Origin of the sequence: Acaryochloris sp. IP29b_bin.137, from assembly GCF_028285745.1 — a bacterium.
GTDB lineage: Bacteria > Cyanobacteriota > Cyanobacteriia > Thermosynechococcales > Thermosynechococcaceae > Acaryochloris.
Genome location: NZ_JANQOP010000007.1, coordinates 1 through 12560, shown reverse-complemented (window position 1 = coordinate 12560; position 12560 = coordinate 1). Strand labels below are relative to the sequence as shown.

General features: G+C 47.9%; 7 protein-coding genes and 1 pseudogene. 3 read left to right on the top strand and 5 right to left on the bottom strand.

The genetic code is table 11. The features are described 5' to 3' along the window. The first annotated feature begins 234 nt into the window (after positions 1 to 234). A complete protein-coding gene (locus tag Q0991_RS00445; protein ID WP_299484530.1) occupies positions 235 to 525 on the top strand; it encodes a DUF4090 family protein in 291 nt (96 codons plus the stop codon). Beyond that, a complete protein-coding gene (locus Q0991_RS00440; protein ID WP_299484529.1) occupies positions 515 to 1231 on the top strand; it encodes a DNA alkylation repair protein in 717 nt (238 codons plus the stop codon). The genes Q0991_RS00445 and Q0991_RS00440 overlap by 11 nt, the downstream gene beginning before the upstream one ends. Before the next feature lie 462 nt (positions 1232 to 1693). On the opposite strand, the gene Q0991_RS00435 is transcribed toward Q0991_RS00440, so the two are convergent. Continuing rightward, positions 1694 to 1981 (bottom strand): RNA-binding protein, encoded by a 288-nt coding sequence (locus Q0991_RS00435; RefSeq protein WP_299484528.1) that lies wholly within the window; start codon positions 1979 to 1981, stop codon positions 1694 to 1696. A 400-nt stretch (positions 1982 to 2381) separates the two neighbouring features. Here Q0991_RS00435 and tnpA point away from each other — a divergent pair. Beyond that, a pseudogene (gene tnpA / locus Q0991_RS00430) lies at positions 2382 to 2711 on the top strand (IS200/IS605 family transposase); the annotation flags it as partial. 640 nt (positions 2712 to 3351) lie between these two features. On the opposite strand, the gene Q0991_RS00425 reads toward tnpA, so the two are convergent. From Q0991_RS00425 to Q0991_RS00410, 4 genes are all read right to left on the bottom strand, one after another. Next, complete coding sequence (locus Q0991_RS00425) at positions 3352 to 7170, bottom strand: calcium-binding protein (protein ID WP_299484527.1); 3819 nt, start codon at positions 7168 to 7170, stop codon at positions 3352 to 3354. Positions 7171 to 7394: 224 nt separating this feature from the next. After that, entirely contained in the window at positions 7395 to 7928 is a 534-nt protein-coding gene (locus Q0991_RS00420) for a toxin-activating lysine-acyltransferase (protein WP_299484526.1), read from the bottom strand. A gap of 291 nt (positions 7929 to 8219) precedes the next feature. After that, the gene (locus tag Q0991_RS00415) at positions 8220 to 8861 is read right to left on the bottom strand and encodes a toxin-activating lysine-acyltransferase (protein WP_299484525.1); all 642 of its coding nucleotides are present in this window, start codon (positions 8859 to 8861) and stop codon (positions 8220 to 8222) included. Between the two features lie 194 nt (positions 8862 to 9055). Continuing rightward, on the bottom strand, positions 9056 to 12560 hold a 3505-nt coding region (locus Q0991_RS00410; RefSeq protein WP_299484524.1), incomplete at its 5' end, for a CHAT domain-containing protein.

The following is a 12560-nucleotide window of genomic DNA, read 5'->3' as shown; positions in this document are numbered from 1 at the left end:
TTGAAATCATGCGGAGGATCAATTCAGGGGAGTGACATTAAGACTTCAGGTTACCTTGATCGCTCCTGAAGTGTTACCCACTTTTGATCCAAGCCGATTAACCCTTAAGCGCGGACTTGAGCTCATCCAAGGCAGGCCGGGTGGACTGCACATTTTGCCCCCTTAATCTTATCTGCATCGCGGAGGGTGGATTCACTGGTACAATCCCTACGGGTACTGAGCAACACTCTAAAAATGGCAAATTCTTCTCATACGGCGAATGCAGAGGCAGTTGATGCTGCGATCGCAAAAGGTCTTGATCTTGATAGCTCCCCCATTCCCACCGCCAAACTGAATCTCTACAATCGAGTTATGGGTCTAGAAGCCAATCGCCAGCGTAGTGGCGTGTCTAACACGATGCGCTCAAGGATTATTCGGATTGGGGCTAAGCATATTGCCCAAGATGAACTCAATCAAATGTTGTTGGATGCGGATTTCGTTCCCTTAAAAGAGAAGGAAATCGCGTTTTATTACGGTGGCGAATAACCTCACAGCCCAAGCTGTTCACGAACTACTCGTATCTCTGGCCAATCCAGAGATTGCCGAGCATTCACAGCGCTTTTTTAAAACCGGAGTAGGTGAATATGGAGAGGGGGATCAGTTTCTGGGAATTCGAGTCCCCGTTCTGAGGCAGCAAGTCACTCAATATCGAAAACTCCCTAATGATGAGGTGATTCGCCTCCTCCAATCCCCCTTTCATGAAGAGCGCCTATTCGCTCTTCTGGTTTTGGTCAAACAATTTCAGAAAGCCCTGGAAAAAGAACGAGCCCATCTTTATGATCTTTATCTTCGCCATACTCAGTACATCAACAATTGGGATCTGGTAGATAGCTCAGCCTATCAAATCGTGGGAGCGTTTCTAGAAGGAAAAGATCGTCAACCCTTATACCATCTGGCCCAGTCTCAAAGCCTATGGGAGCGACGAATTGCCATGATGGCGACCTTTCAATGGATTCGCAACGATGATTTCGAGGATGCCCTAGCTATTGCCCAACTCCTGTTAAACGATACTGAAGACCTAATCCATAAGGCCGTAGGCTGGATGCTAAGGGAAATTGGCAAACGGGATGTGGCAACGGAGAAAGGCTTTCTCAAAGCGTATTACCGGGACATGCCCCGCACGATGTTACGGTATGCGATTGAGAAATTCCCTCAATCTGAACGACAAAGATATTTGAAAGGACTTGTGTAATACCCCCATTGATACTGACAACTTAACCGGACTGACAGCCCACCAACGTCTATTTCTCTCCTGAGGATCTATAACTAACGATTATTGCGTTCAATAGCATCTAATCGCCGCATCTCTCGGTTGTGTTCTTGTTGTTCTAAGCGTTTTCGATCAAGTTCTCGATCTACAGGTTTATATGCTATGGAGTTCAACGACTTAACCCTTCTACCATGCTGTTTCTCTCGTCTAGCGGGCTGCCCACTGTCATTTGCTTGCTGCATATTAGATGTATTCCATTAAAGTAAAAGACTTTATGCCTTCAACTTAGCTCCTAGCTAACGTTTGCCTACTGTATGATTCATTAATTTGTTGAAATCGATTAAATTTAGCTTCGAAGCTAAATCCATTGGTTAGAATTATCCGCCCTCAATAAAACGGGGTTTCAGTCTAGCATAGGGCGGAGTAATTCCTTGTCAATCAGTTCTAGTAGCGACTTCGCCCCCCAAAGCTGCCATTACCTCGATTGTTTTCACGGGGTCGAGCCTTGTTCACCTTGAGGGTGCGTCCCATCCATTCTGCACCGTCTAGTTCTTCAATGGCTTTAGCCTCTTCGGCATCATCACCCATCTCGACAAAACCAAATCCTCTGATCCTACCTGTTTCACGGTCAGTGGGAAGCTTAGCCTGTTTGACAGTTCCATATTCTGCAAATACGGTGCTTAAATCTTGTTCAGAGACATCATAAGAGAGGTTGCCAACATATATCGACATAAATAATATCCAAAATCAGTGTTGTGTAGAGATTGAGATTTCGGTACGTGGCCTTAAAAATTGGGTTGGCTAAAACCTAACAATTCCGAAAACAAACGGGAACCTGATCTTTGCATCTCAATCGTTATGCTAACTGATCTCCAATTAATGTGCTGAGTAAAGCGACAAACTTTACAGAGATCTTGACTTTGAGGAAGAGATTACAGCCTAATATCTAAAGTTGCATTTTTTAATATTAGCCATTAGCTTATCCTCAAATTCTTCACAATATTTTATTATCCTAGACACGCTAGTCCAAAACTACGCACTTTCAGTGCGAGACTTTAGTTGCTATACACCTCTAATGCAGGAGAAGCATCATCCAGAAGTCTATGGTTGAGAATCGTCGGGAAATCATACCATCACCCGCCTACCTGTTCATATCGTGTGGATCACCAGGTATCGCTATCAAGTGCTCAAAGGTGAAGTGCAAAAACGATGCCGAGAATTGCTCATCCAGATATGCGATGCAGAAGATATCCGGATACTCAAAGGTGTGGTCAGTAAAGATCATGTTCATATGCTCATTGAATATCCTCCATCGAAATCGATTAGTGACATAGTCAAGCGTTTGAAAGGACGAACATCAAGACGTCTTCAGCAAGAGTATCGAAAGTTAGAGAAGCGATATTGGGGGAAACATTTGTGGGCCATTGGTTATGGAGCCTGGAGTACTGGCAATATCAGTGAATAGATGGTAGAAGAATATTTGGAGCATCACCGTCCCGTGTCTAGTAATGATGTTGATACGTTTATGCTGGAGTGAATCAGGACTTTAGTCCTGAGAAGAATCGGACTTTCAGTCTATAAATAACTTCTGTACTTTCAGTACAGAGTCGTTAAGTTTTGGTTATGCATATATTTGCAATTTGAAATATAGTACTAATCCAAGATCGCCAACTTGAACAGTAGTAGTCAATTAGGTTTTAGCTAATAAAAACAAGGCACCATTTTATTGGTTGAGATACAAGTCATTCATTCTTTTTAGAGATAAAATAGATGAATAAATTCCGAAAAATCTAGTGTTACCGTTTCCTTCGGTATCCCTATCTTCCTACTCCAAAAATAATTTAGATCTCATAAAATTTTTAGAAATATCTCATTTATTTCTGTCAATTATCGCTTGCCCAGAGAAGCATATGGTCTTTACACAAGTTGTCAATCAAGGGAGAGAGCGTATGAGATTGATGGCTGTTATTAATAGTGAGATCGCAAACTTGGATAAGCAAACCAATCGTTCTATGCTCAATGTTTGACTTATTCCCTTCTACCAACAAAGTGAGAGGAGGTCCCCTCCTCTCACTGCTTGATTAAACTCGCTTTACCCAAATCTAAACAGCCCAGGCTTGCTTCAATGTTGCATCTAGGCCTGACTTAGCCGTCAGAGTAGACCCTGCAGTCTCATAAGCATCCCAAGCTTTAACCAGCTCATTCACTTGAGAACTCTGAATAGAAGCCCCGTTACCAATTTGGATGGTGTCAACCTGCTGGGATAGAGGAGTTACATACCAATCCTTGAGGATCACCACCTCATTGGTGTCTAGGACATTGAGTTGTACATCGTTACCGCTTCTAGAGAAGTCAATATTACGGTAATCAACCTTGGCTCCTAACAGCAGCTTATCCGTTGTGCTGGCATCACCTTTGTTATCGATGGTGGTGGTGCGGATTCCGCCAGGATTAGCCCCCAGAGAAGCCCCAAATGCATCCTTACCACCGATTTGGTAAGTGTCATTACCAGCACCACCTGTCAAAGTGATGTTGTTGCCGTAAGAAATCAGCGTGTCATCACCAGCACCCGCATGGTAGGTATTTGACTCACCACCTGCATGAATGATGTCTTTGTCTTTTCCACCCTGGATAGTGTTGTTTTTACCGGCACCGTAGATGCGGTTCAATCCACCCAGGCTCACAAAGCTATTCTTAGCTCCCTTGACTAGAACAATATCGTTACCAGTACCGGACTTGATTTTGTTTTCCTGACCGAGGCCGAGGATAATATCATCGCCCTCGCCACCGTCGAAGGTGTTCTTCTTACCAATGGCCAGGATAAAGTCATTGCCTTTGCCACCGATCAGCTTATTGTCCTTACCGCCACCGATAAGGATGTCATCGCCTGCGCCACCCTTAAGCACATTCTTTTTACCACCGCCAATCAGGATATCCTTGCCAGCGTCGCCCTTAAAGATATTGGTTTGACCACCGCCAAGGATGATGTCATTACCAGCGCCACCCTTAAGCACATTCTTCTTACCAGCACCAAGGATGATATCGTCTCCCTGACCGCCCTTGAAGATGTTGGTTTTGCCAGCACCAAGGATAAGGTCATTGCCTGCTCCACCGAAGAGGCGATTCATTTTGCCGCCCCCGACGATAATGTCAGCACCTGCGCCCCCTTTCATGGTGTTGGTCTTGCCGCCACCTAAGAGGATATCGTTGCCTTCACCACCCAGCATGGTGTTGAATTTACCAGCACCGACCAAGATGTCGTTGCCTTTACCACCGGATAAGGAGTTCAGCTTACCGCCGCCAATCACGAGGTCATCTCCAATCCCGGCGAGCATTTTATTGAGCTTACCGCCGCCCACCATGATGTCGTTACCAGCTCCGCCCATCATGATGTTGAGCTTACCGCCGCCAATCATGATGTCGTTGCCATCTTGGCCCATCATCATGTTGAACTTACCGCCAGCCAACATCAGGTCATTGCCTACCCCACCTTTTAGGAAGTTGAATTTACCGATGGAGACTTGGATATCGTTGCCCTTACCACCATCCACGACGTTGACCTTACCGCCAGCGACTTGGATATCGTCGCCTTGACCACCCGATAGGACGTTCACGGCACCCAATGCGACTTGTACATCGGCACCATCGCCACCCCATAGCGCATTGGCTTTACCCAGGGAAACTTGGATGTCGCTACCTTGACCGCCTAGGAGGAAGTTTGCTGCACCCAATGCAACCATGGTGTCGCTGTTAGCACCGTGGCTATAGAGATTGAAGTTGGGAAGGGTCAGATTGGGAAGTTTAACGGATTGAGCGATGCTATTGGCTTTGTCCTTGAGGGTTTGTAAGGGATCTGGAAGGGTCACAGAAGGGATAGAGGGTAGTGACGGTAACGACGGCAAACTCAGGGGTGGAATATTGAGCGTTGGTAGCGTTACCTGAGGCACAGGAATGGAGGGAAGGTTTACCGTAGGAACGTTAATCGTCGGTAAAGTCAAACTGGGAATGGTCAGCTGAGGTAAACCAATACTGGAAGTGGGCAATCTTAAGCTGGGAATTAAGGACCCAGGGAGTTTGATTGACGGCATCTGAATCGAAGGCAGTTGCACATTCTTGAAGCCAGTAACCTTAAAGTCAAATCCAGGGAAGTTCAAACCCAGTTCAGGAGCATCGATAGACAGATCAGGTAAACCAGGCAACTTGATGTCAGGAGCGTTCAAGGAGATTTTCAAATTGTTCAGATTGGGGAGTGGACCGATATTGAAGTTAGGGGCCTTAAAGTTAGGGATGACATCACCTAGCTCACTAAAGTCAGCGGCAAATTCTTTGAAATTTGGGAGACTGAAGTCCGAAAAATTTAATTTTGGTAGGCTGGCATCAGAGAGCTTAAGCGAACCCAGGTCTAAATCTTCAGCCATTTTCTTGAGGGTGTCTTTGCCGACGGTATCGCCCGCCATGGCATTTGCCTTACCCAAGGCAACCATTACATCTTGGCCTTCGCCACCGACTTGGACGTTGAGTGCTGCTGCACTGACGAGGATATCGTTACCCGCTCCACCATTTAAGTAGTTGGCCGCACCGAGACCGATCATGATGTCGTTTCCACCAGCGGATGTGAGCCAGTTCCCAGCTGCAACGCCGACCATAATGTCACGACCATTGCCGCTATGGAGTTTGTTGAGTCCGCCGAAACCGATGACGACGTTGTTGCCATCACCAGCATTGACAACGTTGGCCCCTCCGACACCGATGATGGTGTCATTGCCAGCACCAGAATTGATGACGTTCGCTCCGCCTAGGCCGATGACGGTGTTGCGACCATGACCAGCGTTGATTTTGTTAGCCCCGCCAAATCCGAAGATAAAGTCGTTGCCATAGCCAGCGTTCATGTTGTTGTAGCCACCCACCCCTACTAAGGTGTTTTGGCCGTGGCCAGCGTTCATGTTGTTGTAGCCACCTACAGCAATCAGGGTGTCGTTACCCCAACCAGCTGTCAAGCGGTTGTATCCACCGGCTGCAATAAGTGTGTTATGGCCTTCGTTGCCATGAACGGTGTTCTTACCCCCTACCGCAACGACTAAGTCATTGCCGGAGCCCGCATGGATGGTGTTGGAGGCTGCAACGGTTGTGATATGGTCATTTCCAGAACCACCATAAACGGTGTTACCTAAACCAAATACCTCGATGCGGTCATTGCCAGAACCACCATCGACAAAGTTGGAACCACCAAAGGCTTTGATATGGTCGTGGCCCCATTCTCCGTAGACCCTGTTTCCGGCAGCAACCGTCTCAATATAGTCGTTGTGACCGCCGCCATAAACAGTGTTGCCTAAACCCCAGACCTTGATGTTGTCATGACCATCGCCACCATGGACCCAGTTGCGGCCACCATAAGCTCTTACGGTGTCGTTGCCCCACTCAGCCCGAATGGTGTTTGAGGCAGCAGCGGCATGTATATAGTCATGCCCCCAACCGCCGTAGATAGTGTTTCCCCAAGCAGCAGAATGAATGTGGTCATTGCCGGAACCACCGTGGAGCCAGTTTTTTGCACCGGCAGCAAAGATGTAGTCATTGCCTGAATCACCATGGACAGTGTTGCTCCAGCCATAAACCCGAATCTGATCATTACCGCTACCACCACGAGCATTATTTGATCCACCGTAGCTGTAGATGCGGTCATGACCAGAGCCACCTCGGAGGGTATTGCGACCGCCCCATGCTTCGACGTGGTCATTGCCGCTGCCGCCATCAACTGTGTTCTTCCAGCCGTAGGCCTTTAATGTGTCGTTGCCGCCATGACCATACAAATAGTTGACGGGCATATACCCGATCAGGGTGTCATTGCCCGAACCCCCATGCTTGGTGGGAGAAGGTGCAATCTTTTTGACTTCTCTGACGATTTTCTTAACAACGCGTCCCATGGGTTTTCTCCTTGTGTTTTTTGACTAACCGATTGACTATCTGCACTATCGCCAGATCGTTAGGTAGAAAAAATCCCGAATTGTTCAGCTAAATTCAGGTAAATGTTCAGGACCTCCACTCAAGAGACCGAAGAGAGAAAATTGGCATTAAAAAAGGGCCTCTGCATGACAAAGGCCCCGACTGGAAGACATCAATTTGAATAAACAGAATCTTGTGAGGATGACTAGAGGGTGTACTTAGCAATGGAACGCAGATTGCCTTCAGTATCTACCCGTAGAGCTTTTGCGGGGGTACCTTTGGTAAAAATATTTTTACGAATGTCCTTGACCATTGAGCGGGCATGACCAAAGGGGGCAATAAATTCGGGGTACCAAAGCCGATCACCACTTTTCCACTCAGGGAAGAGTAGTTGATACGCTCCCGTTTGATACTGATCTTCAATATCCTCAGAGAGCCAAGCCCAATTCAGGAAGCCGACCGGTTGCCCGTCAATTTGGTAGTAGCGGAATTGATCATGCATCAAGCTAGGTAAGATGCGGGATTCCAGTTCCTCAAGCGTATAGGACCGATGGAGAGGAGACTGCATCATTAGCCAAGTGATGGATCCGAGTAATTGCAGTCGTTGCTGTACTTCCTCTGGGGGGATTTGAGGCATCTCCTCAGATAAGGTGCTGGCTGTGCCCACTTCGGACGCTTGAGCTTGATTTAGTGGGGGAATGGCAGCATCTAGTGTTTCAGGCATATCTTGAGTCATCATGCTATTACCTCTGGTGGTGTGGAAAGACTCAACGAGAAACCTGACTGGTAGAGTGGTCTCTTCGTCGATGCATCTAATATCACCAAATTATCGAGTAGATAAAATCCCGATTTATTCTGGTAAGTTCAGGTTTTTCTCTGATCTCTGCCGATCAAAAAACCCCGCAGAATGGTTCTAAAGTGCAAGTCAAACCATTCCACGGGTGGTGAGGTCATCTTCAATTTCAGAAAGGAGGAATCATCACGATAGAGGGAGACTGGGTTACCCTCTATCACTGAGGATTAAGGCTGATCAGGATTCCCTTGCTCCCAGTTGGTATTCAACGATTGAACGGGAACCATCTGCTTGGGTGCGAATCATCTTGGCGGTTGTGCCCTGGGGAAAGATACTTTGGCTCAAATCGTCCAATATGCTTTGGTCATAGTCAAAGGGCGAAATAAAATCGATGCACCACAACTGTTCACCACTTCGCCACTCTTGAGGTAGCAGCTGATACCCCCCTGTTTGATACTTCTCTTCCGCTTCTGCGGATAAGTAAGCCCAACTCACAAATCCGAGGGGTTGACCGCTAACTTCGTAATAGCGAAATTGGCCGAGGGTGAGACTGGGTAGAATTCTCGCTTCTAATTCTTCAATGGTGCAATGCCAATGCTGTGGAGATTGCAACATCAACCAGGTGATACCACCTAAGACTTGGAGTCGCTGCTGCATAACTTCAGGCGATGCTTGGGCATTTTGAATATCTTCCTGTTGTCCAAGTGGAGGGTCTTGATCCTCTGGTAAATCCGCAGTAGCACTTGCCGGGTATGCAGTGGTAACTTCAGTGGGCTCAGGAACTGCTGCATTCTCAACAGGAATCACAAGTTCTACTTCAGGTGCTTCTTGGATTTGCTCTAGAACGAATGGGGTTGTTTCGGGAGTAGTCGTTGTCATAATGGTTTTCCTGTGTTGATTGGATGAAAGGATTGAGTTCTGAGAAGCTGTACTTGTGAGTGGTCGCTTCGTTGTTGTCCTTACTATCGCCAAATCAATCAGCCGATAAAATCCCGATTTATTCAGATAAATTCAGGTCTTTATTCAGCTCTGCACGATCCAAACTCAAAATCGATGCTTTGCCAAGCTTAAGATCATAGCCAATTGCCAACCAATACAAAGGGACTCCAAAAATAGGGGGCTCTAAATTTTGGGTCCTTCATTAACGCTAACTGCGCCTGACGGAACGCAGCCGCTTTGGTTGTATTGGGTTGAGCCAACGCCTGATAAAAATGACCCATAAATGCCGCTGCAGCCTGATCGTCCAAAGACCATAATCCAGCTAAGGTACTGCGGACGCCTGAGCGGATCGCCATACCGGCAATGCCCAGGACAGCACGGCTATTGCCAGTTGCTGTTTCGCAGGCACTTAAAACCAGTAAGTCAATGGGTACTTTAGATGTCCGACTCCGGCTGCGCAGTAAGGATGCCATCGCCTGGATCGACAGTTTCCCTTCCCAAGTCAGGATAAAGGTATCTTCTGGACTAGCCCCAAACTCTGCATGAGTGGCTAAATGAACCACTTCAGAAGACACCTCTGTCAGGTAATCATTCAAATTTTGTTTCGTCAAATCCTGGTTAAACAACACATTATGGTCCTGGATCTGGGCGGTAATCTGCTCTACTTCTTTGGCTACGTAGGGTAAAGCGGGGAATCCAGATCGGGCCTCACTTACCCCCCCCACTAATAATTTCACTTGGTCCCTTGCTGACGGACGGGGTGCTAATAGGTCTAAGCCTGGGGAAAGCGCGACATTATATTTTTCAATTAAGTATTGCTCGCCATCATAGAGTGTGGTTAGGGGTAAGGTGCGCAAAGCTCCATCGGCAACAAAGACCAATGTCTCTACATCCTGTTGAGCTAAATCGGCTGCTGCTGGCCCCAGGACCCAATCGTAAATTTGCTTGAGTTTGGTCAGATTGTTTCTGCTCATAGAGCCCAAGGGTGTGGTGAGCGATCGCAACAATTGTTTGACGGTATCATCCACCTGCCCAGGTTCAATTGGCGTGCTGTAGTGGCGCAAAGGTTGGTTGCCAATACTGACAATGACATCTACCCGATCCCCTAAGACAATGGGATAAACGACCGCTGCTTTCGGATCCACTTGATCGGCTGCTATCGGTTGAGCTTGTACACATGCATCCTGAAAGTAGTCTTGAATTTCATTGAGCTGCAAATCTTCGATGAGTTTGCGAGCCTGTTTCAGGTTGCTTGATGTATCTGCCGGGTTTGCATTTCCTTCCAGCAACAGGGCGACCAACTCCCGGTAAACGGGTTCAACCCCATCCCTAAAGGTAAAGCGAACGTCGTCATTGGCGGTGCTGAGGTCGCCTCGCAAGGAACGCAGCGCAGCAACAGCATCGAGATAGGCCGAAATCGCCCCTTGGCGATTGCCCAGTTGATGACGATAGCGGCCCAGTTGCCATGCGAGTTGATACAGCACTTCTGGAGCCTGCTGTCTTTGTACTTGCTGCAGCGCCTGTTCTGTCAAAGACACCGCTTGAGACCAATGTTGGGCTTGACCATAAATTCGCCCCTGGTATCCCAGAATATAGGATTGGGCATTGGGATCGTCCAGTTCTTGCGCTTGAGCCTGAACTTGTGTCAGCAGATTCAATAACGTTTGGAATTCCCCCTGCTCCGAATCTAAAACGGTTTCAATCAGATGGAGTTGTGCATAAATTCCCTCTCGGCTGCTGGGAAGCTGCTGTATTTGAACTTGCAGCTCTTGAAATATCTTTGATGCCGCAGGATCTTTTTGAGCCGCTAAAAGTTCAAATCGGCTCACTTGCACCTGAAATTGCAAAAGGGGGGTAGGTGCAATCATGCGGACCTGCCGATAGTAATCCAACGCCTTTTGGACATTCCCCTGGCCCCGAACCGTATGTCCCAAATTCAGCAGAATCGTACTGGCCAGCGCTGGCTGGTTCAGGGATTGGGCCGTATTGAGAGCGGCTTCGAGTTGGCGTTGCGATCGCAACAGGTTGCCTTCAGCCCGGGACACTTTCCCCAGATTCAACTGGACCATCGCCTTGATTGAAGGAGCCGGCTGCTGCTCTAGGGGCTGCATCAGTTCCCCAAGATGTTGTTGAGCTTGGCGAAGATAGCCCAAATCCTGAAGGACTTGGATTTGGTTTAACTGAACCTGCAAACTCCCTAGATTATCCTTAGCCTGTTGATAAGCATCTGCCGCTTGCTGCCAATCTTCGAGAGCAGCACGGGCATTTCCACGCGCAAAGAACAAACTAGCCCTGGTGTTCAACACCAAGGCATAAAGGGCTGGCTGCTGAGCAATCAGGTCGGAAGTCAGTGCTGCTTGGCTAGCAGCCAGCGCCTCCCGAGCTTTTTCCCAATCACCAAGGTGATGGTATGCCAATGCTAAATGACTCTGAACGGAAGCATAAGCCCCAGGATGCTTAGACTTAGAAAGGTAGTTGGCGGATTGAATCCAGTTAGCAACGGCTTCAGAATAATTGGCCTGCTGGTAAGCCTGGCGAGCGTCTTCTAGCAATTTGGCAAGGGAACGAGAGGCATTCCCCTGCAAATAGTAGTCCCCCCTCGCTGTAACCACTAGCCGCTTCGCTTCTTGCAAAACAGGGCTAACATCTGGCGGAGCTTGAGTCCCTAAGTCCGATAAGAGATAACTGCCTGAAGGTCGACTTGAGGGCATCAGGGGTAACCCCCCTCGGCCCGTTACCACAAACTGAGATTGCCCTGTGCGAGGAACAGCACAAGCATCTGCGATTTGAGTACTTTTATCTAAGATATCCTCTGGTAGCTGGGTGAGGGCACTGGCAGGATCTGTTGCTAAGGTATCTATGGTAATCTCGCCATTCACTCCTAATTGGGAGGAAGCGGTGATGTTGAGGAATTGTGGGCCAAAGATCGCATTTGTGAAGATATCAATATCGCCACCGTCCCCCTCAAAGGCATTGGCAATAATGCGATTGAGCTCACCGGGGAAAGCGATAATAAACTGAGCCGCAATCTCAATATTGCCACCATTACCCAATCCGCCAGAATTTTCTGCAGAAATAACCGAGCCGCCTTGGAAGATCAAGAACCGTAGGAGTTGTGTCTCAGTTCCGCCAATAAAGATATTGCCACCATCTGCCTCATCTCTCGCCACGGTCGAGATCCGACTTCGGTTGAGCAGTCGTAACGAATTCCGCACGGATAGCTCAATGTTCGCCTGATTCCCTTCCACAGACTCAGCCAGCAAGGCCGCATTATCCAAGACTATGTTGTTGGATTCAATGAATAAGCGTCCTGCCGAGCCATCATTCGTACTGCTCACAGAAATTTGAGCACCATCTCTCATCGTTATCGTCGGGGAGAAAATCTCCACATTGCCTGCATCCCCATCTCCCAAAGCGTTAGCAAAGATCCCACTCGGGACTGGTGATGAGCCAGTGATAAAAATACTTCGATTGGCCTCAACCAAGATATTCCCTCCATTCCCCTCCGACTCAGGCCTGGTTGAGGCCAAAATCTGACTTCCATCCTGTATCGTCAGCTGTCCAGTGGTTAATGAAATATTGCCGCCATCAGCATCACCACTCGCCACCGTTGAGATCCGACTCCGGTTGAGCAATCGC

Coding starts and splice junctions, on each gene's coding strand:
- Q0991_RS00445 (WP_299484530.1), top strand. CDS start 235: ATGGCAAATTCTTCTCATACGGCGAATGCAGAGGCAGTTGATGCTGCG.
- Q0991_RS00435 (WP_299484528.1), bottom strand. CDS start 1,981: ATGTCGATATATGTTGGCAACCTCTCTTATGATGTCTCTGAACAAGAT.
- Q0991_RS00425 (WP_299484527.1), bottom strand. CDS start 7,170: ATGGGACGCGTTGTTAAGAAAATCGTCAGAGAAGTCAAAAAGATTGCA.
- Q0991_RS00420 (WP_299484526.1), bottom strand. CDS start 7,928: ATGATGACTCAAGATATGCCTGAAACACTAGATGCTGCCATTCCCCCA.
- Q0991_RS00415 (WP_299484525.1), bottom strand. CDS start 8,861: ATGACAACGACTACTCCCGAAACAACCCCATTCGTTCTAGAGCAAATC.